This window comes from Marinobacter sp. DUT-3, assembly GCF_050379435.1.
Taxonomy (GTDB): Bacteria; Pseudomonadota; Gammaproteobacteria; order Pseudomonadales; family Oleiphilaceae; genus Marinobacter.
Window position 1 is genome coordinate 356,644 of sequence record NZ_JBNRMG010000001.1, and the last position, 26,630, is coordinate 383,273.

Here is a 26,630-nt window from a genome sequence, read left to right on the forward strand (position 1 = left end):
GTAGTCGTGGAGTGTCATTCATCACATAGGGAGCTTGTTATGAAGTTACGCATGTTACTGGTTGTGGCATTACTGATGTCACTGTTCTCCGTCGTTAATGCTGCGCCGGGTGGGCATGGCAAAGGCGAGAACTGGGTGCCCCCGGGCCTGGAAAACTGGCACGACAAGTGGCCGGATCTGAATGGTAAATTCCACCGAGGCAAGCGCCAGGTTCATCTCGGACCCAGGCCTTTCTGGCTGGTGAATGACATGGACGATGGGCCACTAAAAGACACCCTGCAGTCCTGCCATGGCAAAAACTTCAGGCCTACGGATTTCTCGATCGGTCACCGGGGTGCGCCCTTGCAGTTCCCCGAGCACACCATGGAGTCCTACGTTGCAGCTGCTCAAATGGGCGCGGGTATCCTGGAATGCGACGTTGCCTTCACCAAGGACAGGGAACTGGTCTGCCGCCATGCCCAAAACGATCTTCACACCACCACCAATATCGTGGCCATTCCCGAACTGAACGCAAAATGCACCCAGCCGTTTGTGCCGGCGGATCCGGAAAGCGGCACCGAGGCGCAGGCAGAATGCCGTACCAGCGATATCACTCTGGAAGAATTCAAGTCCCTGGAAGGCAAGATGGACGCATTCAACCCAATGGCAACCACCCCTGAGGAGTACCTGGAAGGGACGGCCGACTGGCGTACCGAGTTGTACAGCAGCCGCGGTACTCTGCTGACACACCAGGAAAGCATTGAGTTGTTCAAGGCGTTGGGTGTGAAGTTCACACCGGAACTGAAAACACCTGTGGTGGATATGCCGTTTGAAGGGGATTATAGCCAACAAGACTATGCCCGCCAGATGATTCAGGACTACATTGATGCGGGCGTAAGTCCGGCGGATGTATGGCCGCAGTCGTTCCTGCTGGACGACGTGCTGTTTTGGGTCAATGAGACGCCCCGGTTTGGGAAACAGGCGGTGTTCCTGGACCAGGCCCCGCTGACGCCGGAAAACTCGTCCCTGGCCTGGATGGAGAATCTCTCCGCACAAGGGGTTAATATTCTGGCACCGGCATTATGGAAGATGCTGGCCCTGGATGCCCACCAGGAAATCGTTCCGTCGGAGTACGCGGAAAACGCCAGGGCTGCGGGGCTGGACCTGATTGCCTGGACGGTTGAACGCAGCGGACCGCTGGCTGACGGAGGTGGCTGGTACCACCAGACCATCACCGACGCCATCAATAATGATGGTGATGTTTTCACTGTGATAGATGTGCTGGCCCGCGATGTCGGGGTAATTGGTATCTTCTCTGACTGGCCTGCGACCACCACGTTCTATGCCAATTGCATGGGGATTGCTGGTCGGAGTCACTAGGCAAGCCGGGGCATGAGCCGAGCGTCAAACGAACTGAGGGGCAGGATAGTGGAGTTAACGACAAGGAGGTTCCTGCTCCGTGATTTCAATGACACGGATTCCGATGCTTTTGAGGCCTATCATAGTGATCCTCGCTCTCATGAGTTCTATGGAACGGAACACACGACGACGGAGTATGCTCGTAAACTTCTTGAACTTTTTCGAGCATGGGCCGCGGAACAGCCAAGGGTAAATTTTCAGCTTGCTATCATTCGGCGCGGGGATCCCCAAATACTCGTCGGCTGTTGTGGCTTGCGGAGCGGCGGTGAGGAGAAAGGTACTGCAGAGCTGGGAATTGAACTGGCACCAGAGTATTGGGGGCGGTATGCGTACGCTACGGAAGTCATGCATGCTTTGGTTGAGTTTGGGTTTGGTACGCTCAATCTTCATACCATATACGGTGGCACTGTCAGTGCTAATTCGCGCATAGCACGCCTTGTAAATGCACTGGGTGCTACGGCAATCATACGGCCGAGCCCTGAGTGGATGCGAAGCAAAGGCTGGAGCAATGTTGAGTGGAGAATTACCCGTGACCAATGGGCGAATTTTCGTTTAACAAGCGCAGGCACAAGGGGGGAGGGGCATGAAAGAGAGTGATTGGAAAAAGTTCAAAGTCATCAAGGAAAAAGCCATAGAGCAGTTCTGCACTCAGGCCCTGGATGAGTTTGAAGAGGTCATGGAATTATCGGACGAATTTCGGGATCAAACGGACCCCAAGCGGTTCGGTTGGGAGTAAATACAAGCCAGCACAAAATAAAGCCTACAGCACCAGCGAGGTGGCCAGGAACAGCATCAGACCCATGCCGATGATGTCGGTAAAGGTGGTCAGGAAGATACTGCTGGCGGTGGCCGGGTCGGCGCCGAAGCGTTTGAGCAGCAACGGTACCGCGACGCCGAAGATGCCGCTGCCGATACAGGCGCCGATCATGGCAATGAAAATGACGAGGCCGAGCATAGCCGGGTTGGCAGAGCCGGTGGACAGGGCATAGGCGAACATGGCGATGCCGGCGATCACGCCCACGGCGGCGCCATTGAGCGCACCCAGCAGGATCTCTTTGCGCAACAATCGGCTGATCGGATAGTCCTGTATCTTCCCGAGGGTGATGCCGCGCAGGGTGATCGCCAGCGCCTGACAGCCGGTGTTGCCGCTCTGGCCGGCGAGCACTGGCAGGAAGGCGGCCAGGGCGACGATCTGTGCGATGGTACTTTCGAACATGCCCACCACGAAGGCGGCAGCGAAAGCGGTGATCAGGTTCACCTGTAGCCAGGGGTGTCGCATGCGGAAGGCCGCCAGCACCGGTGTATTGATCTGCTCTTCCTTTGCTACACCATACTGTGAGCCGGCCTGGGCGGTGAGTTCCGAGGCGATGCGTTCATACAGCTTCCAGCCACGCACCTCGCCCACCACGTGCTGCTGCTCGTCCACCACCGGGTACATGCGGTAGTGCCGGTACTGCACTTCGCCGATTGCTTCCTCGATTGGCGTGTCCTGGTGAAAGGCGAAGGGCTCGCGCACCATGATGCTGGCAAGTGCCTCAGAGGGTTTGGCGAGAATCAGGTCGCGCATGCCCACCACCCCCACCAGGCGATGCTCCTCGGTCACGAAAATGTAACTGATCTCGGAGACGTCGGCGCTTTTTACCATGAAGGTCAGCGCTTCGGCGACGGTATAGCTGGCCGGAAGCATCGCCGCTGCCGGGGTCATCAGCTCACCGATGGTTTCTTCCATGCCGGTCAGCACCGCGCGGGTGGCCGACTCGTCCGGGGCGGCTACTTCGGCGAGGTGGGAGGCTACGGTGAGGGCCTGTTCAGCGGGCAACCGAGAGAGAATGAACTGGATATCGTCCGCCGGCAGCCGGGCCAGTTCCTCGGCCGCATCCAGGGGTGTCAGTTCGCGGATATGCTCGACCCGTTCGATCAATCCCATATTATGTGACATATCTCGGTCCGCCATCGCTGTTTATAACCAGACTATATCAGGCGGACCAGGGCGGGGCGACACGCCCTGATCAGATGTTCCGGAGCTCGAGCCAGCTATCTGGACGCTCCCTGGGCGAAGCCGGGAGCTGAGTCATCCGTTCGATGTTTAAGCGGACGGAGGCTGATTGATGGCGTCCACCACGGCATTGGCTGAGCGCACGGCGGATTCCAGCAGCGGCACGCCTTCGTAGGCCCAGGAACCGCAGAAGAAGACTTTTCGGCCGGGCCTGCGGTGCCACTGGCCGAGGGCCTCGTGGACGCGCGCTGTGCCACGGTGGACGACGGCGCGCTCCAGCGCTACCCGGGCCAGCACCGTGTCCGGGTCCGGTTCGAACAGCGGATTCCAGGTCTGGAACACGGGCGCGCTGCCGGTGAGCGTGGGTTCCACTTCATTGACCCAGACGGTGAACATGGGTTTTTCCAGCGCCTCGTCCATCTGGAAATTCAGCGCGGTCCAGTCCTCTTTTTTCGAGGGCATGAAGCGTGGGTCCTGATGGACCCAGAGCTCGCCCGCGTCGAACCCGATGTTTTCCAGCACTTTCCGTTCGTCACCAAACTGTGTGTCATCCAGAAAACTCAGCTGATTAGCCTGGGTAGCGACGATCACCCGGTCAAACACGCCACCGTACCCCCGCTGGTTGTAGACCTTCACCCCCAGGTCGCTGACTTCGACCTGTGCAACGGGGCTGCCGGAGTACAGAGGCAGGTCTACGGCCAAGCCTTCGACCAACGCCGCGGTGCCACCCTCCAGGCGATAGAGCTCCGAGCCGAAGAGAATGCCGTGGAGTGACGAGAGCAGTTGCGCTGCTGGCCAGTTCAGCAGGTGTTTTTCTTCACAGGTGCAGATAGTGGAGAGTATGGGAAGCACCAGTCCGCGCCAGAATAACGGGTCGAAGTTTTGGTGCTTAAGGACTTCGCCGAGAGTGACGTCGGTTTTATCCCGCGCCAGCTTCTGAGTCAGGCGACTCAGTTGCCAGATGCCTTTAGCCATTCGCAGTGCGCGGGTGTTCAGATAGCGCCAGGAACCGAGACAGGGCCAGCCGAGTATCGGAATCTCCCCGCTGCGAAACCAGGTGTGACGGTTGGTCCAACTGCAAGAGGTGTGTACGCCTACTTCGAAGGTGCCCACGCCCACTTCTTTGGCGAGCTGAAGTACGCTGGGCCAGGCGTCCGGGCTCATCACGCGTAGGGGCACATCCACCAGGCCGCCATCCACCGTGAGGGCGTGGGCGTCCATGCCATGACCGTTGCTGGCTTCGAATACGGTGACATCGTGGCCGGCGCGACGCGCCCGATAGGCCGCCGCCAAGCCTGCCATGCCGCTGCCAATCACTGCTATGGAATAGGTCATCCTGATCTCTTGTCTGACATGCGTTTGATAACTCTGGCGGTTGTCGCGATAGGGCGGGAATGTTATCACGCGATCATTTCAATCTGCACTGATACATGCTTGTGAGAGGGCGTTCCGGAAAGCGGACCACAATGGCGTCGTGGGGATCGACGCCCGTGGCTTAGTCTAACAGCAAATCGGGTTCGGAACGATGGGGCGGCTTCCCACTATCGCCACACAATGGCTGCATCAGGCCATTCCTGAGTTCCTGCCCCTTATGACCTGTGGCCAACAGGTAGTGCAGCTTGGCGAAGGCCGCCTCTGGTGTTAGATCCGAGCCGGGGATAACGCCGATTCTGTCCAGCGCTGCGCCAGTTGCGTAGGCGTTCTGGGACACCTTGCCTTGCAAGCATTGGGTGATGTTCAGGATGGTGAATCCCTGATTGACGCCATGTTCCAGGGCCTGGATCAGGGCGGGGTTGGCGTCGGGCGGGTTGCCCGCGCCGTAGCTGTGGATGATCAGGCTCTGAAGGCCTGGCAGTCCCAGTGTCGCCTGGATCAGCTCGGCGGGAATGCCAGGATAGAGGGTGAGTGTTGCCACGGCCCGGTTGTCGAACTCCGGTATATGGAAGTCCGGAAGGCCTGGCGGTAACAGCCATTCGTCCCGAAGCCTGATCTCAATGCCAGCGTCGCCGAGCCAGGGTGCATTGGGGGAGTCGAATGCGCAGAGCCCGTTGGTGCTGATTTTCCGTGCCCGATTACCACGGAGCAGACGGTTGCGGAAGTAAATGCAAACCTCCCGGAGGTGGGGCATGGCCGCCATGGCGAGCGCAGTGGTCACGTTATCCAGGGCGTCGCTCCGGTCCTGGTCCAGGGGAATCTGGGCACCGGTCAGGATCACGGGTTTATCGCAACCGCAGAGCATGTAGGAGAGGGCAGAGGCGGTGTAGGCCATGGTGTCCGTGCCGTGAAGCACCACAAAGCCGTCGTAGCTGTTCCAGTGGCTCTCCAACACCCGGGCGATGCCGGTCCAGTCCGATGGGGTGAGGTTGGCGCTGTCGATCAGCCGGTCCAGTTCGATGACGTCCAGGCCCGGCAGGTCAAGGTGCCTCTGCAGTCGGCCCCGGAAATCCGGGCTGGGTACGTACCCCTTGCCGGAGGCCACCATACCGATGGTGCCCCCGGTGTAGACCACCAGCAACTTGCGGTTCATGCGCTGTCTCCGACCGGGGCGAGCATTGAACGGGGGCTGAGCAGGCGGTCCAGTTCTTCCGGTTGCAGCAGCGACTCGGCCAGCACCAGTTCACGCACAGTGGCCCCGGAGTTCAGCGCCTGGGTAGCAATGCGGGTGGCATTGGCGTAGCCAATCCGGGGCACCAGCGCGGTGATGATGCCAATGCTGTTGTCCAGGTGGCGGGCGCACTGTTCGACATTGGCGCGGATATCCTTGATGCAGCGCTCGTCGAGCATGGTGCAGGCGGATTCCAGCATTTTCATGGAGTTCAGCAGGTTGTAGACAATCAGCGGTTCCATCGCATTGAGCTGCAACTGGCCTGCCTCCGCTGCCATGGTGACGGCCAGGTCGCTGGCGATCACCTGGTAGGCGGTCTGGTTGACGGCTTCCGGGATCACGGGATTGACCTTGCCGGGCATAATGGAAGAGCCCGGCTGGCGAGCTGGCAGCATGATTTCGCCGAGCCCGGTTCTTGGCCCGCTGGACAGCAGCCGAAGATCGTTGCACATTTTTCCGAGCTTAACAGCGAAGCGCTTGAGTATTCCGGAGAACAGTACGAAGGCGCCCATGTCGGAGGAGGCTTCCACCAGATTGCTGGCGGACACCAGCGGTTTGCCGGAGATCTCCGCCAGGTAGCTCACTGCCAGACTTTGGTAGCGGGGAGGCGTATTGATGCCGGTACCAATGGCGGTGCCGCCCAGGTTCACCTCACACAGCAGCAGGCTGGCTTCGTGCAGGCGGTCGATATCCTCGCCCAGGTTGACGGCAAAGGCCTCGAACTCCTGCCCCAGGGTCATGGGCACGGCGTCCTGCAACTGGGTGCGCCCCATCTTCACCACATCGGCGAATTCGCGGCCTTTCGCCTCCAGTCGTTCCTTCAGTTGAATGATGGCTCGCTCCAGGGGGGCGGCAGCGAATTGGACCGCGAGGCACACTGCGGTCGGATAGGCATCGTTGGTGGACTGGGAGCGGTTAACGTCATCGTTGGGATGCAGGTGCTGATAGTCCCCGAGACTATGGCCCAGCTTGGTCAGTGCCAGGTTGGCGATCACTTCGTTGGCGTTCATGTTGGTGGAGGTGCCGGCTCCACCCTGGATCAGGTCCACCACGAACTGGTCGTGCAACTGGCCTGCGACGATGTCGTCGCAGGCCTCCACGATGGCTTCCGCCTTGTGGGGGGCGAGTACCCCCAGGTCCCGGTTGGCCAGCGCGGCAGCCTTCTTGACCATCGCCAGAGCGCGGACAAAATCCGGGAAGTGGCTTATGGGCACGCCGGTGATGGCGAAGTTGTCCAGGGCGCGCTGGGTCTGGATGCCGTACCAGGCGTCTGCGGGCACCGCCAGGTCGCCCAGGAGATCATGTTCGAGACGGGTGTTCATTGGTAGCTATTTCCTGCGAGGTGATACGTTCAAGATCTTCGGGCTCAATGGTCCAGGCGGCGGCGTCCACGTTCATATCCTTGAAGCGGGCGGCGTCGAACACCGGTTGTTCAATGCCGGCGGCGATCTGCTGATCAAAATCCTTCAGCACGCGCAGCCCAGGCTTGAACAGGCACAGCAGGGCGATCAGGTTGACCAGGGCAAGCAGCCCCATGGTGACATCGGCGAAACCAAAGACGGTGCCCAGGTCGGTGGTGGCGCCCCAGCACACCAGGCCGATGACGGCGACCCGGAAGATGTTGAAGAATTTCAGGTTGGCGGAATTGAAGAAGCTGATGCTGTTCTCGCCCAGGTAGTAGTTGTAGAGGATGGTGCTGAACCCGAACAGCAGCAGCGCGATACTCACAAAGCTGCGGCCCCAGTCGCCGACATGATCTGCCAGGGCAGACTGGGTCAGCGCTACGCCGCCCACATCGCCCATGCCCGCCGGCTCGTAGATGCCGCTGAGCAGGATAATGAAGGCGGTGGAGGAGCAGATGATCAGCGTGTCGATAAACACTGAGAACGACTGCACCACGCCCTGGTTGGCCGGGTGGGGCACATAGGCAACCGCTGCCACGTTGGGGGCACTGCCCAAGCCTGCCTCGTTGGAGAACAGCCCACGCTTGACGCCCATCATGATGGCTGCGCCAATGCCGCCGCCAACAACCGGCTCAAGCCCGAAAGCGCTGTTGACGATGAGCATGAATACATCGGGGATCTGCTCCAGGTTCAGGGCAAGCACGACCGTGGTAATCAGCAGGTAGCCGCCTGCCATGATCGGCACCAGAAATTCGGTCACACGGGCGATGCGTTTTACCCCGCCGAAGATGATCACACCGACCAGCACCGCGAGTGCAATGCCGGTCGCAACGACTGGCACCCCAAAGGCGTCGTCCACAGAGGTGGCCACGGCGTAGGACTGCAGCGCGGTAAAGCCGAAACCGAAGGTCATCAGCAGCAACACCGAGTACACGCCCGCCAGCCATTTCCATTTCGGGCCCATGCCCCGGGCGATGTAGTGTGCCGGGCCACCGCGGTAGGTGCCGTCGGCCTCTGCCTGCTTGTAGGTCTGGGCCAGGGAGCATTCGAGGAAACTGGTGGCCATACCCATCAGGCCAACGACCCACATCCAGAAAACCGCGCCGGGGCCGCCGAGAGTGATGGCCACCGCCACGCCTGCGATGTTACCCCCGCCGACACGGCCGGCGACAGACAGTAACAGGGCCTGGAAAGAGCTGAGATGGCCGTGTTTGTCTCGCTGGAAAGCCTGGCTGGCGCTAAGGATGCGAAACATGCGGCCAAAGTAGCGGAACTGGACGAAGCGGGAAGCAACGGTAAAGCCGATGCCAACGGCAACGAGCAGGGCAATCAGGACCTTGCCCCAAAGCAGGTCATTGAGTAACTCCAACATAGGGAACTCCGGTGGTTGTTTTTATCAGGAGGTTTTATTTAACCAGCCCGGGGCGACTGGTAGAATTCGTAGACTGGCGTCAACATGGTGCGATCTGGCGCACCATTAGCGCCAACACGCGTCAGCGCAGGCTGGCGCTTCCGGATGAGAGGGCGAACACGATGGATGATGGCGGCACGCATCAGGACCTGGCTCAGAACCTCAGGTTGCTGTGCAGCTACTACAAGTCGATTGCGGAGGTGTGCCGTCGTCTGGACATCAACCGCCCGCAATTTAACCGGTACCTCAGTGGTCAGCACAGGCCCTCGGCGAATATCCTGCGCCGTCTGTGCGACTTCTTCGGGGTTGATGAACAGGAAATCCTGCTGCCGCACTGGCAGTTCCAGCGGCTGGTACGGGTAAGGCCCGTTCCCGAGAAGAAACGGCAGGGGAATGATGACACCCTCCTCGAACACCTGGATCAGTTGGGGCAGGAAGGGCGCAACGATATAGATCGCTACCTCGGCTATTATTACGAGTACTATTTGTCGATGTCGACACCGGGCAAGCTGCTGCAGAACCTGGTCTGCCTGGAACGTCGGGGCGACCAGGTGGTGTTCCAGCGTACCGAGCGGATGCGTCCCAGCAAGCACGAACCGTACTGTCACAACCAATATCAGGGGGTGGCCTACCTGCTGACGGACCGGTTGTTCCTGGTGGACTATGAAACCCTGAATCGTCACGAGATCACTCAGACCATCCTGTTTCCCAGCTTCCGCAACCGGTTGAGCCGGCTCACCGGGCTTAAGATCGGTGTGTCTGATAACAGCGAACGGATGCCCTGTTGCGCACGGGTGCTCTATGAATACCTGGGGCCCAACGTGCGGGTGCGTAAGGCTCTCGCGAGCTGCGGCCTGCACGATTTACGGGGAGACGCCCTGGATCCCTCCATCCTGGAGGCCGTCCACAATGACATGGTGGCGGGGGAGTTCCTGTTTCGCGCCCGGCATTGATCGGAAATGTACCCAATAAAAGGAATTTGAAATGATGGATGAAAACCGATGGCTTCGGGATGTCGTTCTGGAATCTGACACGGTCAAGCTGGCTCCACTGCACAGGAACCACGCTGACGCACTGGTGGAAGCGGCGTCAGACGGTCAGCTTTGGAGGCTGTGGTTTACCGGTGTGCCCGGACGCGACACCATTCACAGCTACATTGAAAAAGCGTTGTCTGAAAAAGAAGCGGGTAGGGCGTTACCGTTCGTCGTCATCGACAAAGCATCCAACAAGGTCATTGGCTCAACACGTTTTTGCAATGCGGATAGCCAGAACAATCGCGTCGAGATTGGTTACACCTGGTACGCCAAAAGCTATCAGCGGTCCCCGGTCAATACGGAGTGCAAGCTGCTGTTATTGGGCCATGCTTTTGAGGATCTGAATGCCATAGCCGTGGAGTTCCGAACCCATTGGCATAATCTGGAGTCCAGGGCTGCGATTGCGAGATTAGGTGCCAAGCAGGATGGGGTTTTACGTAACCATCAAAGAATGCCGGATGGTGGCTACCGTGACACGGTGGTATTTTCCATCATTAATCTTGAGTGGCCTGTTGTGAAACAAAGCCTGATGCACAAGCTGGATTCATACCGCTAATTTTCATCGTTTCGCTGTTTTTCTGGAATAAACCTTCTCCCCAACCGTCCTCCTGATGAAAGCCACCCGATAAGGGTAAATCAGGAGGAAGTAACCATGAAAAAACATCTACTGACGATCACAATCTGTTCCATTCTCTCCACTGGGGCTCTGGCTGCTGAAGGCTCCGGCGCGGCTAATGCCAGGGCGGAGGCCGAGGCCAACATGAACGCTGAAGCCAGTACCCGCAACGGCGTTTCCGCCAACGGTAGTGCGTCGGCCAATGCGGAAGGCGATGCTAACGGCGAAGTGGCTCGTGATGAGGCCTCCGAGCAAGGCGAGGCCGTCAGTAACCAGGCCCGTCAGAGCGCCAAACAGGCAGTAGAAGCCGGCGTTGAAACCGGCCAGAAGGTTCGCAGCACCGCCACTGCCTCTGCGGATGCGGCCGCGGATAAGGCCGGTGAAGTGCGCCAGCAGGCGCAGGAGCGCATGAAAGAGGCGCGAAATGCCGAGATTCGGGCTGAAACCAATCAGCAAATCGGCACGTCTGTGTCTGAAAGCGTCAGGAGTGAAGTACAGAATACCGTCAAGGGGACCGTAAAAGGTTCCAGTGGCGGCTCACTGTAACGATTCACTTCGGATCGGCCGGGCCACCGTGCCCGGCCTTCTTTCAGCTGCCGACAAGGAGCAGACATGCAATCAATTCCACGCATTTTGATTATACCCCTGGCGTTTGGCATCGCTGTGCCGTCCCTGGTGGCCCAGGCGGAGGAGCATGCGCGGTTGAACGGCCACCTTGAGGGCGGTTTCGAACATGACAGCAATGTGACCGTGGATGAACTCAACACCTCTTCCGATCAAAGTGATGAGGCCTCGGTGTTTGATGCCGGCCTTGAGGGAGTGCTGAAACCCACCAGGGCGCTGAACGTGACCCTCGGTTATTCATTGTCAGGCAGGCGATACCAGAACCTGAATCAGTTCGATCAGGATATTCACCTGCTGTCGGCTGATATCAGTTACGAATTTGATCCGGTAACCGTTGGCACCAGCTATCACTATTCCCACGCGACCCTGGGCTCGGACCCGTTCCTGGATTTCCATCGGGCCAGCGTCTACCTGGGGCGTCTCATCGGGGAGGACGTCTACCTGCTGGCCAGCCTGCAGGACAAGAGTAAGGACTTTGATGACAGCGAGGCCCGGGATGCGGACATTCGCGGTGTCAGCCTGGACTCATTTTTCTTTTTCAATCAGGCTAGAAGCCATTTGTTGATCGGTCTTGATGGTGACCGCGAGGATGCGAAGTCAGACGCCTATGACAATGACCTGCTGCGGGTTCGGCTGGCACTGGTACACAAGTTCACCCTGGGAGGAGAGGACAACAGGCTCCGCTTTGGCTGGCGCTACGAGGACCGTGAGTACGACGAGGTCACCGTAACCAGCTCGGATCCCTTGCTGAATGACCCTCTGACCGGTGACCTGAGGGAGCGTTCGACAAGCAAACGGTCGGACGAAGCGAGTATTCTGGAAGCAAGCTGGCGGATCGGTCTCAACGAAGTGTTCAGCCTGGAGCCCAGCATCTCATGGGGTAATTACACCTCCAATGTGGACTCCGCTGACTATGACAAGACTGTGGCGGGCGTTTCGCTCCGGGCAGATTTCTGACCATCCCTTGTCACAGGTCCAGGAAGCCGTGACCAAAGCTGGTGTCACGGCCCTGCTTGCCCAGATCCCTGGCTTCTTCAGTCAGGGCTTTGATAGCCTGGTCCGTCGACTGATCGCCGCGGCGGCAGGCGAGGGCGGCGGTGATCACCGGTGCTGCCAGCGAGGTGCCGCTGTCCGCGACCATGTCGCCATCGGGGTGCGCCACGGCAACAGACACCCCCGGGCCGGCGAACAGCACCTGCTCCCCCCGGTTTGCCCATCGGTAAAGCTCGCCTGAGGCATCCACTGCCGTCACACCCACTACCTCCGGATAGGCCGCCGGATACAATGGCGGGGCGGCGGGCCCCTGATTGCCGACGGCCGCCACCAGCAGGATGCCCTGTTCCCGGAGGGTCTCCACTGCCGTGGCAAGCAGCCGGTTATCCGGGCCTGTCAGGCTGATGTTGATGACCGAAAGATCCTGATCGGCCAGCCAGTTCAGACCCTCCAGCAGATGCCCGAGGGTGGCACCGGAGAGGTTGCGTTCCCGGTCATAGAATACCGAGGCGTTGAACACTGTGGCCTGCGGCAGCCGGGCGGGCCATTGATCCGCGCGGCTACCCACCATCAGGCTGGCGACGGCGGTGCCATGGATCCTGGGCTCCCGAAGCTCACCTTCCACATCGGCCAAATCCAGAAAGCGTTGCTGCTCGATCTGTGCGTTTCTGAACACCGGGTGGTCGGTGGCAATGGCGGTATCCACCATTCCGACACGAGCAGGCGTATCACAGAGGCTTTGCCACTGAGGAAGGTCCGGCTCGGGGCCGGCTGCTTCAGGCCCGGCCTGTGGCTCAAAAATATGGTTTCGGTCCAGCCGGTCGGCCAGCTCCGGTAAAGCGCCTTCCAGGGCTTCACGGGAATCCAGTTCAGGACTGACCCGGAACCGGGCTACGGTCATCCCCAGTCCGGACAGCTCGCGTCGTTCCAGAAGAGTGATTCCCGGGTGGCTGAGGCTGTCCATGTCCGAAGCCGTGCCTGTGACAAGCCACTGACGTTCAACGGCCCGGAAGCCATCGTCCAGCGCTACCTCATTGAACGCTTTCTGTCCTGTGGTCGTGTTTATTGAAAGTGCCCGGGGCAGTTCGGCAAGTCGCTCCCTGACGCTGTTGGCCTTTGCCTCAGCGCGTTTCTCAAGGCGTCTGTCCATGGCCCGCTCTACCACCCGTCCCGCTTTCTGTTCCACCTGCCGGGTGATCTGGGTTGCCTGGGTATCCGGAAGACTGCCTCCACCCAATGCCAGAGCTGGTGTGGCAAGCGAATAGAGAGCAATAACGGGGAGCAAGTGTGTCATGAAGTGAGCTTTCATCGCGCCAGTCCGGATTTGAGTGTGTTTCACAGGTTACAACGGCCCGGTGCGGAAAAAATTCCTTTGTTGATGGAATAAACCGGTTGCCGATCCGTTTTACAGGTAACACCGATTGAAAAAGAAGGCTATGCAACAGGAAATCACCGAACTACTACCCAGGCTCCGACGATTTGCCTATTCGCTGACAGGCTCCATGGCCGATGCCGATGACCTTCTGCAGAATACGGTTGAGCGTTTGCTGACCCGGGGTACCCCGGACGACGCCGACCTCACCAAGTGGGCATTCAGGGTTTGCCGTAATGTCTGGATAGACGAATGCCGGGCCAGAAAGGTTCGGCGGGAAGCATCAGAGCGCCCGGAGCTGAGTGAGGGGCAGGTGGTGAATGGTGAGCATCAGACCACCAAATCGATTGAGTGGAACCGGGTGGATGCGGCCATGGCCCGGCTGCCGGAGGATCAGCGCCAGATCATTTCCCTGGTGGCGATCCAGGGGATGCCCTACAAGATTGTGGCCGAAATCCTGGGGGTGCCCAGGGGCACGGTGATGAGTCGGCTGGCCCGTGCCAGGGCGGCACTGAGTGAGACGTTGTCGCCTGTAACCATGAGGACCGATGCATGAACATAACTGATGAAACCCTGTCGGCTTTCCTCGACAACGAGCTGAACGATGCAGAGATGGAAGCGGTTCGGGACCGGCTGGCGGAGAATCCCGCGCTGGCAGACCGTCTGGCGGAGCTGGCATCGGTGGATGCTGAGCTGCAGGTGCATTATGGTTCGATCGACGAGCGCCCTATGCCGGCTTCGGTGATCGGTATGCTCAAGGCGGAGCCTTCTAAAAATGTCGCGCCCGCAAAGGATAATGTGGTCATGTTTCCATGGTGGCGCAGGGTTAAGGGGCGCACCGGTAAGGCGGTCGCTGCTGCGGTGATTGCGGGGGTGGCGCTGACACAATGGCTGACCCTGCCATCCGACGGAGATCCGGCGTGGCCTGCGGTGGCGCGCATTCTGGACAATCAGCCCAGCGGCGAGGTCTATCAGCTGGATAGTGAGACAACACTGACACCGAGGCTGACGTTCCGGAGCCAGTCCGGGGAGTGGTGCCGCCAGTTCCGTCTGGACATAGGGGGCTCTGTGTCGGAGCAGATTGCCTGCCGCAGTGATGGGGGCACCTGGGAACGTGTGGCGCAGGTGGAAGGCGAACCCGTCGCCGCGCCCGATACCTATCAGACGGCCAGTGGGGGAAGCGCACTTGACCAGACGCTGGACCGGATGATGGCAGACGTTCCAATCGGGCCCGATGCCGAGCGTGCTCTGATCCAACATGAGTGGGGTGACCGGTAACAGCTTGAGCTGACGCCGCAGGGTTGAATACCGGACATGGTTTTTGTGCGACGGGGTTCCAAGGTCATACTGCTCCTGCGGTTGAGCACTTCTCGATCTGCACTGGCACATGTTTGTGGAACGGGGTGCGTGACAGAGGATCGCAGTGCTGGCTATCGGTGAGCCGGTTCAGTTCAGGGCCGACCGGCGCACTGTCCTTATAACGCATGCCAAAGCCGTGGGGTAGGGTGACCATGCCGGTACGCACGCTGTCATCCACTTGCACCACTACCTCGATGCTGTCCCGGGCGGAACGGCACAGCGCCTTGTCGCCATTTCCGATACCCAGCCGCTCGGCATCCTCCGGGTGCATACGCATGGCGCCATGGGGATCTACTTTACGCCAGGCCGGATCGCGGTAGATCTGGTTAGCGTTGTAGCTGCGCCGCTCGCCGGCCATCAGCACAAAGGGGTAAGCCTGATCGGTGATGCTGGCTGTCAGGCCGGCCAGCTCGTCAAGCATTTCCGGTATGGCCAGATGAACTCGGCGATCGTTGTGGGCGATCAGCGACCAGATATCCGTGAAGCGATGTTCGCTGAGGGTGATGCCGGAGCGGCCTTTGAGAATAGCCTGGAACAGGTTGGAGCCCAGCGTCAGGCGGTTGCCCTGGTGCCCGGCACGTTTTACTGCCTTATAGTGCAATTGGGCATAGACGTGGGTGAGGGCCAAAAGCGGTGCGCTGGCGGCGGCGTTGTCCGGCAGGGTTTTGCCGATGGTGCGGTAGACAATCGATGCGGCTTGGGGAATCCATTGACGGTTTCTGGCCAGCAGGGTACCGAGGGCGGCCAGGGTCGCCAGGTACTGACCGCGTTTGGCTTCCAGTCGTGCCAGTCGTTCCAGTTTCGGAAAACACTCTGGTAGTACGCCCATTTTTTCCAGCAACCGGGTGTAGATTTCTGGCTCCGGCAGGGTGCCTTCTTTTGGCGGGAACAGGGGATGGCGCAGGTGGAAGCCGTTCACCGGGAATTCCAGGTTGAAGCCGGTGGCTTCCCACTTCTCGAACTGGGAGGAAGCGGGTAGCACATAATGGGCGGCGCGGGCTGTTTCGGTGAGGGTCACGTCGATCACCACCGACAGCTCCAGGGACGCAAATGCCTTCTCATAGGCCCGGGTGTCCGCCCAGGTCACTAACGGGTTGGCACTGTCCACGAATACTGCTCGAATCCGGTCCTCGCCTTGATGAAGAATTTCGTCCGGCAGGATATTGGGTGGGTAAATGCCGGCAATGGGGAACATCCGGTGGTGGGCGGTGCGCCTGTACTTGGGGTTGCGCTCGTCGGTGTCGCCAAGAATCGGCAGCAGCATCGTGTGCAGGTTGTTACCACCAGGTTTGCCGAAGTTGCCGGTAACCAGATAGAGCAGCTTTTCGAGGTAGCCGTTCAGGGTCGTATTGAGGGTCTGCTGGATGCCCAGGTCGATCCGCACGCAGGCGCTGTCTGCTTTGGCAAAACCCCGAGCAACCTCCTCCAGGGTGGCCAGCGGCACATCTGCGCGGGCGGCGTAGTCGGCAATGGGGATGGCGCGCAGGGCCTTTTCCACCTGATCGAAGCCCCGGCAGTGTTTGGCCAGAAAGTCCCGGTCGTGCAGGCCCTCGGTGACGATGATCGCCAGCATGGCACTCATCAGGTAAGCGTCGGTGCCGGGGCGCAGTTGCAGGTGAATATCCGCCATTTTGGCGGTTTCGGTGCGGCGCGGATCCACCACTGCCATGGTGCGGTTGGGGTCCTTCTTGATGTGCTTCAGGGTGTCGCGGGCATTGGGAATGCCGTGGGCCTGGAAGGGGTTGGTGCCGATGAAAAGCACGTAGTCCGCGTGTTCCACATCTTCAGTGGTGTGGCAGGTCTGCTTACCGAACAGGCGGCCGTTGACCCAGAAATCACCGGTTTTTTCCTGGCCAAGGGAGTTGTAACTGAAGTAGCTCTTCATCGCTGCCAGCAGTTGCCGGCTGTAGGCGCCGCCGAGGTGGTTGCCCTGGCCGCCACCGCCGAGAAAGGCGAAGGCGTTACCGCCGTGCTGATCGCGGATCGCCACCAGTCGTTGGGCGATATCGTCCAGCGCTTCGTCCCAGCTTACCGGCTTGAAGGAGCCATCACTCTGGCGCTGTAGTGGTGTGGTCAGGCGGTCATCGTGGTTCTGGTAATGCTCCAGCCGCGCTGCCTTCTGGCAGATATAGCCCTGGCTGAAGGGGTGCGCCTTATCGCCTTTGATCTTCTTGAAGCGGTTATCGTCGATCTCCACGCTCAGACCACAATTGCGGGAGCAGAGGATACAGGCGGTGGTGTCGGTAGTCGTCATGATGACCTCGTTATAATTCCCTGGCGCCGGAGCGTGGGGATTTGGTTGCCTGGTTAACTCAATGGCCGTTAAATAAACGATCGTTTATTTAACGGCCAAAGGCAAGTCCTGTCCTGTAACAGTGCGATGGTTAGGGCGTGCTAATCAGTGCAATTCGGGCCATTATTGTCGGCAATGACCATGGCCTGCTCTACACAGGCATTTAATACCTGTTCCTGCAGTGCCGGGTTGTTCTGCGCTCTTGCCAGGGTGATACCGCCTACCGCCATGGCCAGTATCGCCCAGGCTCGGTCCGGATCGGGAGTTGGCATAGCGTCGCTGAGGTTGGTTACCAGCTCTTCAAGGTGGCGTTCATAGGTTGCCTTTACGCTGGCGTTCGCACGGGCGACTTCGCTGCTTAGCGAGGGCAACGGACAGCCCTGCTCAGGGTGGGTCACGTGGCTGCGGCTCAGGTAGCGTTGCAGCCTGTTCCGTAGTGGGGTCGGGCTTGACCCGTCGTTGAGAAACTGAGCACGGGTCAAGCGCATCTCATTGTCGACTATGGCCTCCAGCAACTCCCCCTTGTTCTTGAAGTGGCCATAGAAGGCACCGCCAGTGAGGCCGACAGTGGCCATCAGGGCGTCGACGCCAGTGGTGCCGAAACCCTCCTTCTTGCTGAGGGCGCCGGCGGCGGCAATCAGTTTTTCGCGTATTTCGGCTTTGTGGCTGACTGAGTAGCGCATGGTGACAGCTTGATGACTGAATGATCGTTTAGTCTAGCAGGAAAGCAGACCCGGCACGATGGGGCCAATTGGGGGCACCACCAAGAGTCGGATGCACAAGTCGGAGTCATACCGCTAATTTTCACCGATTCACTATTTTTTGGAACAAAAACCTTTCGCCGGCCGTTCTCCTTAATGCATACCAACCAGGAAAGGTAAAAAGGAGAACGTACCTATGAAAAAGCATGTACTGACCATCGCAATCTGTTCCATCCTGTCCACCGGGGCTCTGGCTCAAGAAGGTTCAGCCAATGCCAGTGCAGAGGCCAGGACCAACATGAGTGCTGAGGCCAGCGCGCAGAATGGCGTTTCCGCCAAGGGTGGCGCATCGGTCAAGGCGGAAGGTGGTGCTGACGGAAAAGCGATGCGAGATGAAGCCAGTAAAAAGGGGAAGGCGGTTAGTAGCCAGGCTCGCGAGAGCGCCGACCAGGCCGTAAGTGCGGGTGTTGAAACTGGCCAGAAGGTCCGCAGTACTGCCACTGGTTCTGCGAAGGCAGGTGCCGAGAAGGCGGGCGAAAAGCGCCAGCAGGCAAAGGAACGCATGAAAGGAGCCGGAAATGCCGAGATCCGGGCTGAATCCAATCAGCAGATGGGAACGTCTGTTTCCGAAGGCGCCAAGGGTGAAATGCAGAGCAGCGTTGAGGGATCAGTGAAAGGTTCTGGCAGCGGCGGCATGCTCTAACGGTCGCTCTCGGCTGTACCGTTTGCCATAAATGATGTGATTTCCGAACGGTGATTCGGTACGGCCAGTAGCGTAAGTTCAGGTTTTTCAGGCAGGATAGGCATTGCTTCTCAGAATGTGAGTAATGTTGGAGATGGATAACCTGAACTTTCGCCACCTCTATTATTTCTGGGTGATTGCCCGCGATGGGTCCATTGCTCGTGCGGCAGATAACCTCGGGCTGACTCCCCAGACCCTTAGTGGTCAGTTGGCCACATTCGAATCCGCTTTGGGCAATGCACTGTTTCGTCGTGCCAATCGATCGTTGCAGCTGACGGAATTCGGGCAAACCGTATTCAGTTACGCAGACGAGATGTTCCAGACCGCCCAGGCGCTGACGGATGTGCTTCGGCAGCCGCCGGAGAACAGACCCCTGAGCCTGTCCGTCGGTATTGCCGCGTCTATTCACAAGTTGATTGCTTATCATTTGACTGAACCCGCCCTGTCTCTTTCCCGAGAGGTTCGGCTGAGCTGCCGTACCGGAGATACCACCGAGCTGTTGAAGCGTCTTGGCCAGCGGGAGCTGGACATCGTACTGACTGACCGGCAGCCGGCGTCTGCGGAGGCGGGCCATTTTCGTAGTCATCGTCTGGCGAGTTCTTCCATGTCGCTGTTCGCTGCCCCGGAACTGGCTGCCAGACTGTCGGCTGATTTTCCCGCGAGCCTTGACCGGCAGCCATTCCTGGCAACCTCTCTCGATGCCCCCTATATCAGCGCACTGATGAACTGGTTCTCGAGCCAGAATATCCGGGTGAAAGTGGTGGCCGAGGTCGATGACAGTGCGTTGATAAAGGTATTTGGCCGTGAGGGGCTGGGGTATTTCGCGGCACCCACCGCCATCAGTGAAGAGGTCTGTCGGCAGTACCGGGTGGTTCACGTCGCCAGTATTCAGGAGGTGAGGGATACCTTGTATGCAGTTACGCGTGCCCGGGGTAGTCACAACGCGGCTGTGGCGGAACTTCTGAGAGAGCGACCGGAGCTGGATGATAAGATCGAAAAAACCGAACAATAAACCAGAAAAAACTATGTTCCTTTCGATCGATTGATTGTGGATGATGGCATCGTGTCCCACAGAAGGAGAAGCGGCCATGAAAACGATTCACAAGTTTCGTCTTGAGTGCGGAAAAGAACCCAATACTCTGAAACTCCGAAAGGGGTATCGTGTGGTTCGCTGCGAGTACGTCGTACCTCAGAAAGGTGTTTACCTCTGGGTGGAACAGCCGCTGAACGTCGATATACCGGTGGTCGAGCGGCAATTTTTGGTGGTGTATTCGGGCGACCCGGTACCGGGCAGTTATCAGTACCTGGATACTGCACTCGACCCGTTTGGCCCTGAGGCCTACCATGTTTTTGAGGTGGCCGAGGCCACAAATGATTCAGCTCTTGCAGCGAACCAGAAGGCAAGCCCTGTACTGTTCCGGCCATCCTATCAGCAGGCGGGGTCTGCATAGATTATTCGGATTTTAGAGAGGGCCCTGCGGGGCCCTTTGTTTTAGCGGAGTTCTATAGAAATGCCTGACATCATCGTGATGTTCTTCCTGCTCGGCGTGATTGCCGGGACCCTGCGATCGGACCTGACGATTCCCAAGGCCGCCTACGATATTCTCAGTCTGCTGTTGATGCTGACCATTGGCCTGAAAGGAGGGATGGCCCTGCACGGCAACCTGCACTGGGGGCTGGTAACGGAAGTCCTGGCGATCATGGCGTTGGGCTTTGCCATTCCCCTGGTGCTATTTCCAATGTTGCGGCATCTGGTTCGTTTAAACGTGGCGGATGCCGCCAGCTTTTGTGCCCACTATGGATCCGTTAGCGCGGGTACCTTTGCAGTTGCTCTGGCCTGGGTGGAGTCCCGGGGGTTGGCCACTGGAGGGCAGGTTACACTGTATCTTGTGTTACTGGAGCTGCCTGCGATTCTGACCGGCCTTTGGTTATACCGTCGTTATACCCAGGGAGCTGCCCAGTCCACCAGTGCGGGAACGCCTCTGTGGCAGGAAACGTTGACCAACCGAAGTGTGGTATTGCTGGTTGGCGGTGTGGTTATAGGCATCCTCTACGGGCCCGACAAAGGGGACGGCGTCACCGCTCCGCTGACAGGCGCCTTCTCTCTGGTGCTCTCACTGTTCCTGCTGGAGATGGGGCTGGTAGCGGCCGAAACCCTGCGTAAGATTCAAGTCCGACACTGGCGGCTGATTGCCTTTGCGCTATGCATGCCGCCGCTTTTGTCCCTGCCGGGGCTGGCAACCGGCCTATGGCTGGGGCTGGAGCCGGGCTCCATCGTAATCCTTGGGGCCCTTACTGCCAGTGCTTCTTACATTGCGGCCCCGGTGGCCGTACGGCACGCTATTCCCGAGGCCGACATCGGGCTGGCAATGTTGGCCTCGTTAGGCGTGACTTTCCCGTTCAACGTATTGATTGGTATCGGATTGTACAGTTACTTCCTGGAATTTCTGACAACGTGAACAACCCGGCCTTGGGAAACTCAGCGAATGTCGGAACCAACCCGGACAATCTTCATGGTGTTGGTTCCACCCTGGGCGTTCACGTAATCGCCCTTGGTCATCACCACCAGGTCGCCTTCCTTGACCACATTCCGGCTGATCAGCTCGGAGATCGCCAGCGCGTTGGTGCGTTCGTTGGGGATCTTGGCGGAGTCGAACGGAACGGTCTGAACGCCCCGGAACAACGCAACCCGGTGCTGGGTGGAGTGGTGACGGGAAAAGGCGAAAATCGGCAGGCTCGATTTGATGCGGGACATCAGTCGTGGCGTGGCGCCGGTTTCCGTCATACAGATGATCGCTGACACACCATCCAGGTGGTTGGCTGCGTACATGGCGGACAGCGCAATGGCTTCGTCCACTTGCTCCATGCTCTCGTGAATCCGGTGCTTCGACTGGTGCATGGAGGGCTGCTTTTCAGCGCCGAGACAGATGCGCACCATGGCTTCCACTGCCTCTACCGGGTAGTCGCCTACGGCGGTCTCCGCGGACAGCATCACCGCATCGGTGTAGTCCATGACGGCGTTGGCCACGTCTGAAACCTCGGCCCGCGTGGGCATGGGGTTGGTAATCATCGACTCCATCATCTGGGTGGCGGTGATTACGGCGCGGTCCAGTACCCTGGCGCGGGAGATAATGTGTTTTTGTACACCCACGAGTTCGGCGTCGCCAATCTCTACCGCCAGGTCACCACGGGCAACCATCACGGCATCGGAGGCTTCAATCACCGCATCCAGGGCTTCCACGTCGTGGGCCAGTTCCGCGCGCTCAATCTTGGCGACCAGTCCCGCATCGGAACCGGCTTCCTTCAGTAGCCGGCGGGCGATGTGCATGTCTTCAGCGGTTCGAACGAAAGACACCGCCACGTAATCCGCGCCCAGGCGGGCCGCCGTCACGATGTCCTGTTTGTCCTTTTCTGTCAGCGCGTCGGCGGAGAGGCCGCCGCCACGCTTGTTCAGGCCCTTGTTGTTGGACAGGGGGCCGCCAATAAGGACTTTGGAGGTAATGCTGGTGGCGTCTACCGAGGTCACTTCCATCTCGATGCGGCCGTCATCCAGAACCAGGATGTCGCCAGGTTCCACGTCCTCAATGAGTTGCTCGTAATCGATACCCACACGCTCTTCGGTGCCGGCTTCTTTGTCCATTGCGGCGTCGAGGATAAACGTTTGGCCTGCCTTCAGGGTGACCTTGTTCTCTGTAAAGCGGGCGATACGCAGCTTGGGACCCTGAAGGTCCGCCAGAAGCGCCACGAAGCGATTCTGGCTGGCTGCCGTTTCACGGACGCGGCGAGCGCGATTAATGTGTTCTTCGGCGCTGCCGTGAGAGAAATTAAGCCGGGTTACGTCAACGCCCGCTTCAATAATGGCGGCGAGGGATTCCGGGGAGTCGGTTGCGGGGCCGAGGGTGGCGACGATCTTGGTACGCCTGAGCATGTTTGTTGTCCTTTGGTTGATGGGAGGCATTCCGAATAGGCTAGCGGATGTTCGCCAGCCGACCAACTTTACTGGCCGGCTTTGATCAGGGCGATGGCATTATCCAGCATTCTGTTCGAAAAACCCCACTCATTGTCGTACCAGGCCATGACTTTCACGTGACGGCCGAGTACCCGTGTGTGGTTGGCATCAAAAACACTGGAAAGCGCACTATGGTTGAAGTCCACGCTGACCAGTTTTTCGGTGTTGTAACCCAGAATCGGGCTATCCTGCGCTGCCACCCTGACCGCTTCATTGATTTCTTCAACGGAGGTTTCCCGGTTAGCAATGAAGCCGAAGTCGACCAGCGAAACGTTGATGGTGGGCACCCTGACCGCGAGCCCGTCCAGTTTTCCGTTAAGCTCGGGAATAACCTTGCCGATGGCAGCGGCCGCGCCGGTCTTGGTGGGGATCATCGACTGGGTTGCCGAGCGGGCCCGGTAAAGGTCGGAGTGGTATACATCGCTCAGTTTCTGGTCATTGGTGTAGGAGTGGATGGTTGTCATCAGACCGCTTTCGATACCGACAGCCTTGTGGAGCGCCTCTGCCACCGGTGCCAGGCAGTTGGTGGTGCAGGAGGCGTTGGAGATAATGTCGTGGCTTGCAGTCAGGCTGTCGTGGTTAACGCCGTAAACCACGGTGGCATCGGCATCGGGCGAGGGCGCCGAAATGATCACCTTGCGAGCGCCCGCCGTTAAATGTGCCTGGGCCTGGGAACGTTTGGTGAAGAGCCCGGTGCACTCGAGGACCACGTCAATATGGAAATCCTTCCATGGCAACTCTTCGGGGTTGCGGATGGCGGTAATAGCGATGCGATCACCGTTAACAGTCAGCGACTCTGCGTCATGGTTGACCACACCGTCAAAACGGCCATGAACGCTGTCATACTTGAGCAGGTGTGCGTTGGTTTCAGCGTCGCCCAGATCGTTGATGGCAACGACCTGAATCTGATCCCGGTAGTTGTTTTCATAAAGGGCGCGAAGGACATTGCGGCCTATGCGACCAAAACCGTTGATTGCGATGCGAATAGTCATTCTCTGACTCCTCTTGTGGTTATTTTTTGTTCGATTTCCGATTGCGATGTAGTAAATATAACAACAAAAAGAGAAGAAATGAACGATTAATGGATGAAATCATCCAATAAAGAAAGTAAAATTACGTCTAAAAGTGACGATATTAATAATATTTGCTACGGAGCCCACCATGCATCCGACCGTTGACAAGGTTACACAGAGAATCATTGAGCGCAGCCGTGCCAGCCGGCAGGACTATCTCAACCGCATGAACGAACTCAAGGCCCAGTCGCCGCACCGGAGCTCTCTCTCCTGCGGTAACCTGGCCCATGGTTTCGCCGCCTGCAGTCAGGGGGACAAAGACACCCTGAAGTTTATGAACAAGGCGAATGTGGCCATGGTTTCTGCCTACAACGATATGCTTTCGGCCCATCAGCCCTATGAAAAGTTCCCGGATGTGATTCGTGAAGCGGCCCGGGGTATGGGGTCGGTTGCCCAGGTTGCCGGCGGCACACCCGCCATGTGTGATGGGGTTACGCAGGGGCAGCCGGGTATGGAACTGAGCCTGTTTTCCCGGGATACTATCGCCATGAGTACAGCGGTGGCCCTGAGTCACAATATGTTTGATGCCACGGTGCTACTGGGTATTTGTGACAAGATTGTGCCGGGCCTGCTGATCGGCTCCCTGAGCTTTGGCTACCTGCCGACCATTCTGGTGCCCGCCGGCCCGATGCCGTCAGGGCTCCCCAATAAGGAGAAGCAGCGGATTCGCCAGCTGTATGCGGAAGGCAAGGTGGGCAAGGACGAGTTGCTGGAGGCCGAGAGCAAGTCCTACCACAGCCCGGGCACCTGCACCTTCTACGGAACCGCCAACAGCAACCAGCTTCTGGTGGAAGTGATGGGGCTGCATTTGCCGGGCGCGGCCTTTGTTAATCCGAATACACCACTGCGTGACCGGCTCACCCGTGCCGCTACGGAGCAGGTCATTAAACTGTCCAAGCCCCACGGCGGCGAGCTTGGTCTGGGCGACATGGTTGACGAGAAGAGCATTGTAAATGCCCTCGTTGCACTGCTGGTGACCGGTGGCTCCACCAACCATACGATTCACTGGATCGCCATTGCACGGGCAGCGGGCATTATCATCGACTGGAACGATTACGCGGAGCTGTCTTCCGTTGTGCCATCGATGACCCGCATTTACCCCAACGGCCAGGAAGATGTAAACGCGTTCCACGAGGCTGGCGGCACGCCGTTCCTGATTCGCGAGCTGCTGGATGCCGGCTACCTCCACAACGACGTGGAAACGGTTGTAGGGCGTGGCCTTGATCGCTATACCCAAATGCCGGACCTGGAAGGCGATCAACTGGTCTGGCAGCCAGCGCCCGAAAAAAGCCTGCTGCCTGATGTGCTCAGCTCCGCGGCGGAACCGTTTGCGCCGGATGGCGGGCTGAGGGTGCTGGACGGTAATCTGGGCCGGGGTGTGATCAAAGTGTCTGCCGTCGCGCGTGAGCAGAGGATGGTGGAAGCGCCCGCCGTGGTATTCAACGACCAGAACGACCTGAAAGCAGCGTTTGAATCCGGCAGCCTCGACAAGGACTGCGTGGTGATTGTCCGCTTTCAGGGGCCCAAATCCAACGGCATGCCCGAGCTGCACAAGCTGACGCCATACCTGGGCGTGCTTCAGGACCGGGGGTTCAAGGTCGGCCTGGTGACCGACGGCCGCATGTCCGGCGCCTCTGGTAAAGTACCTGCCGCCATTCACGTCTACCCCGAAGCACTGGACGGCGGTCCGCTGGCCCGGGTCAGGGATGGCGATCTGGTCTGCCTGGACGCCGAAAGGGGCAGGCTGTCCATCGAAGTGGACCAAGAGGAATTTGCCGCCCGTGAACCTGTAAAAGCAGATCTTACCGGGTATCATCACGGCTACGGTCGGGAGCTGTTTGGCTGGATGCGTCGTGCGGCCAACAACCCCGAGGAAGGCGCCAGCTTTTTCTGGAATCACGAGGCATGACAGCAACACATTACTCCCTGGTGGGCGATATCGGTGGTACCAATGCGCGCTTTGCACTGGTAGAGCGTGGCAGTTTCCAGCCCCGGGCTATCGAAGTCTTGGCCTGTGGTAATTACCGTAACCTCGACCATGCGGTGACTGATTATCTCGCCAGGGTTGGGGTTTCCGAGGTCGGAGAGGCCTGTCTTGCAGTGGCGTCCCCGGTGACGGGGACGCGGGTGCGAATGACCAACAATCACTGGTGTTTTGATACCGATGAGGTCCGCAAGCAGTTCCGATGGCGGACCTTCAAGGTAATCAATGATTTCACTGCCATGGCACTGGGCGTTCCTCACGTTCCGGAAGAACATCTTGTGCATGTCTGCGGCGGGCCGGGCGACAGTCGCCGTGCAAGGCTGGTGATAGGACCTGGAACCGGTCTTGGGGTATCCGGTCTGGTGCCAATCAACGAGGGTTGGGTGCCGCTGATGACCGAGGGCGGACATGTGGACTTTGCGCCCACCGATGAAGACGAGATGAAAATCCTGCGTATTCTGAAAGCCCGTTTTGGCCGGGTGTCTGTGGAGCGAATACTTTGTGGGCAGGGGTTGCTGAATCTGTACCAGGCCCATGCTGAGATACAGGGCGTTCCCGCAGCATTGGATGCACCGGAAAAAGTCACAGCAGCGGCGCTGGAGGATAACGACGCACTGGCCCGCCATACTCTCCGCCATTTCTGTGAACTGCTGGGCAGGGTGGCCGGCAATGGGGTGCTGACCCTGGGTGGTACCGGGGGGGTGTATCTGTGTGGTGGTATTCTGCCCCGCTTCCTCGACTTCTTTCTGGAAAGTCCGTTCCGCAATGGCTTTGAGGATAAGGGGCGCATGCGACCATTGCTGGAAGCTACACCGGTGTTTGTAGTGACCGAGCCATACACCGGTCTGCTGGGCGCAGCGGAAGCACTGACAAATCCGGAGGTGTAAGCGGATAATTCCATGCCAGGATCGCGAGTCATACAAGGCCGGTGACCGTCCAGGGTATGGCCGTGGCCAACGGAAGAGTCTATTCTGGAGCTAACAGGTACGGGCAGATACAGACGTACCAAATTGCCAT

General features: G+C 58.9%; 25 protein-coding genes. 15 read left to right on the forward strand and 10 right to left on the reverse strand.

Annotated elements, in window-relative coordinates; genetic code table 11:
• Positions 1 to 39 precede the first annotated feature (39 nt).
• Genes ACQUWM_RS01650 through ACQUWM_RS01660 form a run of 3 tightly spaced genes read left to right on the forward strand, consistent with a single transcriptional unit; the run spans position 40 to position 2,134 of the window.
• Positions 40 to 1,359, forward strand: coding sequence for a glycerophosphodiester phosphodiesterase family protein (locus tag ACQUWM_RS01650; RefSeq protein ID WP_428920962.1), 1,320 nt, complete (start codon positions 40 to 42; stop codon positions 1,357 to 1,359).
• A 12-nt stretch (positions 1,360 to 1,371) separates the two neighbouring features.
• Entirely contained in the window at positions 1,372 to 1,995 is a 624-nt protein-coding gene (locus ACQUWM_RS01655) for a GNAT family N-acetyltransferase (protein ID WP_428920963.1), read from the forward strand.
• Positions 1,982 to 2,134, forward strand: coding sequence for a hypothetical protein (locus ACQUWM_RS01660; RefSeq protein WP_407000123.1), 153 nt, complete (start codon positions 1,982 to 1,984; stop codon positions 2,132 to 2,134). The genes ACQUWM_RS01655 and ACQUWM_RS01660 overlap by 14 nt, the downstream gene beginning before the upstream one ends.
• Before the next feature lie 24 nt (positions 2,135 to 2,158).
• Here the strand turns inward: ACQUWM_RS01660 and ACQUWM_RS01665 are convergent, their stop codons facing one another.
• From ACQUWM_RS01665 to ACQUWM_RS01685, 5 genes are all read right to left on the reverse strand, one after another.
• Positions 2,159 to 3,337 carry a magnesium transporter gene (locus ACQUWM_RS01665; RefSeq protein ID WP_428920964.1) on the reverse strand — a complete coding sequence of 393 codons (1,179 nt, stop codon included), beginning with the start codon at positions 3,335 to 3,337 and terminating at the stop codon, positions 2,159 to 2,161.
• 147 nt (positions 3,338 to 3,484) lie between these two features.
• The gene (locus ACQUWM_RS01670; protein WP_428920965.1) at positions 3,485 to 4,729 is read right to left on the reverse strand and encodes an FAD-dependent oxidoreductase; all 1,245 of its coding nucleotides are present in this window, start codon (positions 4,727 to 4,729) and stop codon (positions 3,485 to 3,487) included.
• 160 nt (positions 4,730 to 4,889) lie between these two features.
• Positions 4,890 to 5,921: a type I asparaginase gene (locus ACQUWM_RS01675; protein WP_428920966.1), complete on the reverse strand. Its 1,032-nt coding sequence runs from the start codon at positions 5,919 to 5,921 to the stop codon at positions 4,890 to 4,892.
• Positions 5,918 to 7,321 carry an aspartate ammonia-lyase gene (locus ACQUWM_RS01680; protein ID WP_428920967.1) on the reverse strand — a complete coding sequence of 468 codons (1,404 nt, stop codon included), beginning with the start codon at positions 7,319 to 7,321 and terminating at the stop codon, positions 5,918 to 5,920. Before ACQUWM_RS01680 ends, ACQUWM_RS01675 begins: the two co-directional genes overlap by 4 nt.
• Positions 7,299 to 8,774 (reverse strand): alanine/glycine:cation symporter family protein, encoded by a 1,476-nt coding sequence (locus tag ACQUWM_RS01685; protein WP_428920968.1) that lies wholly within the window; start codon positions 8,772 to 8,774, stop codon positions 7,299 to 7,301. The genes ACQUWM_RS01680 and ACQUWM_RS01685 overlap by 23 nt, the downstream gene beginning before the upstream one ends.
• Positions 8,775 to 8,785: 11 nt before the next feature.
• On the opposite strand from ACQUWM_RS01685, the gene ACQUWM_RS01690 reads away from it, so the two are divergent.
• The 4 genes from ACQUWM_RS01690 (at position 8,786) to ACQUWM_RS01705 (ending at position 12,044) form a co-directional block, all read left to right on the forward strand.
• Positions 8,786 to 9,766 carry a helix-turn-helix domain-containing protein gene (locus tag ACQUWM_RS01690; RefSeq protein WP_428920969.1) on the forward strand — a complete coding sequence of 327 codons (981 nt, stop codon included), beginning with the start codon at positions 8,786 to 8,788 and terminating at the stop codon, positions 9,764 to 9,766.
• A gap of 31 nt (positions 9,767 to 9,797) precedes the next feature.
• Positions 9,798 to 10,403 (forward strand): GNAT family N-acetyltransferase, encoded by a 606-nt coding sequence (locus ACQUWM_RS01695; RefSeq protein WP_428920970.1) that lies wholly within the window; start codon positions 9,798 to 9,800, stop codon positions 10,401 to 10,403.
• Between the two features lie 96 nt (positions 10,404 to 10,499).
• Positions 10,500 to 11,009 carry a hypothetical protein gene (locus ACQUWM_RS01700; RefSeq protein ID WP_428920971.1) on the forward strand — a complete coding sequence of 170 codons (510 nt, stop codon included), beginning with the start codon at positions 10,500 to 10,502 and terminating at the stop codon, positions 11,007 to 11,009.
• A gap of 66 nt (positions 11,010 to 11,075) precedes the next feature.
• Positions 11,076 to 12,044, forward strand: coding sequence for a surface lipoprotein assembly modifier (locus tag ACQUWM_RS01705; protein ID WP_428920972.1), 969 nt, complete (start codon positions 11,076 to 11,078; stop codon positions 12,042 to 12,044).
• A gap of 10 nt (positions 12,045 to 12,054) precedes the next feature.
• Here ACQUWM_RS01705 and ACQUWM_RS01710 read toward each other — a convergent pair whose 3' ends face one another.
• Positions 12,055 to 13,374 carry a S8 family serine peptidase gene (locus ACQUWM_RS01710; RefSeq protein ID WP_428920973.1) on the reverse strand — a complete coding sequence of 440 codons (1,320 nt, stop codon included), beginning with the start codon at positions 13,372 to 13,374 and terminating at the stop codon, positions 12,055 to 12,057.
• 127 nt (positions 13,375 to 13,501) lie between these two features.
• Here ACQUWM_RS01710 and ACQUWM_RS01715 point away from each other — a divergent pair, with 127 nt between their 5' ends.
• Together ACQUWM_RS01715 and ACQUWM_RS01720 are read left to right on the forward strand one after the other, a co-directional pair.
• Entirely contained in the window at positions 13,502 to 14,008 is a 507-nt protein-coding gene (locus ACQUWM_RS01715; RefSeq protein WP_428920974.1) for an RNA polymerase sigma factor, read from the forward strand.
• Positions 14,005 to 14,730 (forward strand): hypothetical protein, encoded by a 726-nt coding sequence (locus tag ACQUWM_RS01720; RefSeq protein WP_428920975.1) that lies wholly within the window; start codon positions 14,005 to 14,007, stop codon positions 14,728 to 14,730. Before ACQUWM_RS01715 ends, ACQUWM_RS01720 begins: the two co-directional genes overlap by 4 nt.
• Before the next feature lie 64 nt (positions 14,731 to 14,794).
• On the opposite strand, the gene ACQUWM_RS01725 is transcribed toward ACQUWM_RS01720, so the two are convergent.
• On the reverse strand, positions 14,795 to 17,065 hold the full coding sequence (locus tag ACQUWM_RS01725) for a molybdopterin-dependent oxidoreductase (RefSeq protein ID WP_428920976.1): 2,271 nt from the start codon (positions 17,063 to 17,065) through the stop codon (positions 14,795 to 14,797).
• A gap of 140 nt (positions 17,066 to 17,205) precedes the next feature.
• The gene (locus tag ACQUWM_RS01730; protein WP_428920977.1) at positions 17,206 to 17,787 is read right to left on the reverse strand and encodes a TetR/AcrR family transcriptional regulator; all 582 of its coding nucleotides are present in this window, start codon (positions 17,785 to 17,787) and stop codon (positions 17,206 to 17,208) included.
• A gap of 214 nt (positions 17,788 to 18,001) precedes the next feature.
• Between ACQUWM_RS01730 and ACQUWM_RS01735 the strand changes: the two genes are divergently transcribed.
• The 4 genes from ACQUWM_RS01735 (at position 18,002) to ACQUWM_RS01750 (ending at position 21,006) form a co-directional block, all read left to right on the forward strand.
• Positions 18,002 to 18,508: a hypothetical protein gene (locus ACQUWM_RS01735; protein ID WP_428920978.1), complete on the forward strand. Its 507-nt coding sequence runs from the start codon at positions 18,002 to 18,004 to the stop codon at positions 18,506 to 18,508.
• A 133-nt stretch (positions 18,509 to 18,641) separates the two neighbouring features.
• Positions 18,642 to 19,559, forward strand: coding sequence for a LysR family transcriptional regulator (locus tag ACQUWM_RS01740; RefSeq protein ID WP_428920979.1), 918 nt, complete (start codon positions 18,642 to 18,644; stop codon positions 19,557 to 19,559).
• A gap of 76 nt (positions 19,560 to 19,635) precedes the next feature.
• Positions 19,636 to 19,998: a DUF7352 domain-containing protein gene (locus tag ACQUWM_RS01745; protein WP_428920980.1), complete on the forward strand. Its 363-nt coding sequence runs from the start codon at positions 19,636 to 19,638 to the stop codon at positions 19,996 to 19,998.
• A gap of 60 nt (positions 19,999 to 20,058) precedes the next feature.
• Positions 20,059 to 21,006, forward strand: a complete 948-nt coding sequence (locus ACQUWM_RS01750) for a sodium-dependent bicarbonate transport family permease (RefSeq protein ID WP_428920981.1) — start codon at positions 20,059 to 20,061, stop codon at positions 21,004 to 21,006.
• A gap of 20 nt (positions 21,007 to 21,026) precedes the next feature.
• Here ACQUWM_RS01750 and pyk read toward each other — a convergent pair whose 3' ends face one another.
• Together pyk and gap are read right to left on the reverse strand one after the other, a co-directional pair.
• Entirely contained in the window at positions 21,027 to 22,475 is a 1,449-nt protein-coding gene (pyk, locus tag ACQUWM_RS01755; protein ID WP_428920982.1) for a pyruvate kinase, read from the reverse strand.
• Between the two features lie 68 nt (positions 22,476 to 22,543).
• Positions 22,544 to 23,548, reverse strand: a complete 1,005-nt coding sequence (gene gap, locus ACQUWM_RS01760; RefSeq protein WP_428920983.1) for a type I glyceraldehyde-3-phosphate dehydrogenase — start codon at positions 23,546 to 23,548, stop codon at positions 22,544 to 22,546.
• A 169-nt stretch (positions 23,549 to 23,717) separates the two neighbouring features.
• Here gap and edd point away from each other — a divergent pair, with 169 nt between their 5' ends.
• Both edd and ACQUWM_RS01770 read left to right on the forward strand, forming a co-directional pair.
• The gene (gene edd / locus ACQUWM_RS01765; protein ID WP_428920984.1) at positions 23,718 to 25,538 is read left to right on the forward strand and encodes a phosphogluconate dehydratase; all 1,821 of its coding nucleotides are present in this window, start codon (positions 23,718 to 23,720) and stop codon (positions 25,536 to 25,538) included.
• Positions 25,535 to 26,500 carry a glucokinase gene (locus ACQUWM_RS01770; protein WP_428920985.1) on the forward strand — a complete coding sequence of 322 codons (966 nt, stop codon included), beginning with the start codon at positions 25,535 to 25,537 and terminating at the stop codon, positions 26,498 to 26,500. Before edd ends, ACQUWM_RS01770 begins: the two co-directional genes overlap by 4 nt.
• The last annotated feature ends 130 nt before the right edge of the window (positions 26,501 to 26,630 follow it).

Bases quoted from the DNA above. Each gene is read 5' to 3' on its own strand.
- ACQUWM_RS01700 (WP_428920971.1), top strand. From the start codon at position 10,500: ATGAAAAAACATCTACTGACGATCACAATCTGTTCCATTCTCTCCACT.
- ACQUWM_RS01735 (WP_428920978.1), top strand. From the start codon at position 18,002: ATGAAAAAGCATGTACTGACCATCGCAATCTGTTCCATCCTGTCCACC.
- ACQUWM_RS01670 (WP_428920965.1), bottom strand. From the start codon at position 4,729: ATGACCTATTCCATAGCAGTGATTGGCAGCGGCATGGCAGGCTTGGCG.
- ACQUWM_RS01725 (WP_428920976.1), bottom strand. From the start codon at position 17,065: ATGACGACTACCGACACCACCGCCTGTATCCTCTGCTCCCGCAATTGT.
- ACQUWM_RS01770 (WP_428920985.1), top strand. From the start codon at position 25,535: ATGACAGCAACACATTACTCCCTGGTGGGCGATATCGGTGGTACCAAT.
- ACQUWM_RS01720 (WP_428920975.1), top strand. From the start codon at position 14,005: ATGAACATAACTGATGAAACCCTGTCGGCTTTCCTCGACAACGAGCTG.
- ACQUWM_RS01650 (WP_428920962.1), top strand. From the start codon at position 40: ATGAAGTTACGCATGTTACTGGTTGTGGCATTACTGATGTCACTGTTC.
- ACQUWM_RS01710 (WP_428920973.1), bottom strand. From the start codon at position 13,374: ATGACACACTTGCTCCCCGTTATTGCTCTCTATTCGCTTGCCACACCA.
- pyk (WP_428920982.1), bottom strand. From the start codon at position 22,475: ATGCTCAGGCGTACCAAGATCGTCGCCACCCTCGGCCCCGCAACCGAC.
- gap (WP_428920983.1), bottom strand. From the start codon at position 23,548: ATGACTATTCGCATCGCAATCAACGGTTTTGGTCGCATAGGCCGCAAT.
- ACQUWM_RS01675 (WP_428920966.1), bottom strand. From the start codon at position 5,921: ATGAACCGCAAGTTGCTGGTGGTCTACACCGGGGGCACCATCGGTATG.
- ACQUWM_RS01655 (WP_428920963.1), top strand. From the start codon at position 1,372: ATGAGCCGAGCGTCAAACGAACTGAGGGGCAGGATAGTGGAGTTAACG.
- ACQUWM_RS01695 (WP_428920970.1), top strand. From the start codon at position 9,798: ATGATGGATGAAAACCGATGGCTTCGGGATGTCGTTCTGGAATCTGAC.
- ACQUWM_RS01745 (WP_428920980.1), top strand. From the start codon at position 19,636: ATGAAAACGATTCACAAGTTTCGTCTTGAGTGCGGAAAAGAACCCAAT.
- edd (WP_428920984.1), top strand. From the start codon at position 23,718: ATGCATCCGACCGTTGACAAGGTTACACAGAGAATCATTGAGCGCAGC.
- ACQUWM_RS01705 (WP_428920972.1), top strand. From the start codon at position 11,076: ATGCAATCAATTCCACGCATTTTGATTATACCCCTGGCGTTTGGCATC.
- ACQUWM_RS01730 (WP_428920977.1), bottom strand. From the start codon at position 17,787: ATGCGCTACTCAGTCAGCCACAAAGCCGAAATACGCGAAAAACTGATT.
- ACQUWM_RS01680 (WP_428920967.1), bottom strand. From the start codon at position 7,321: ATGAACACCCGTCTCGAACATGATCTCCTGGGCGACCTGGCGGTGCCC.
- ACQUWM_RS01660 (WP_407000123.1), top strand. From the start codon at position 1,982: ATGAAAGAGAGTGATTGGAAAAAGTTCAAAGTCATCAAGGAAAAAGCC.
- ACQUWM_RS01750 (WP_428920981.1), top strand. From the start codon at position 20,059: ATGCCTGACATCATCGTGATGTTCTTCCTGCTCGGCGTGATTGCCGGG.
- ACQUWM_RS01685 (WP_428920968.1), bottom strand. From the start codon at position 8,774: ATGTTGGAGTTACTCAATGACCTGCTTTGGGGCAAGGTCCTGATTGCC.
- ACQUWM_RS01740 (WP_428920979.1), top strand. From the start codon at position 18,642: ATGGATAACCTGAACTTTCGCCACCTCTATTATTTCTGGGTGATTGCC.
- ACQUWM_RS01665 (WP_428920964.1), bottom strand. From the start codon at position 3,337: ATGTCACATAATATGGGATTGATCGAACGGGTCGAGCATATCCGCGAA.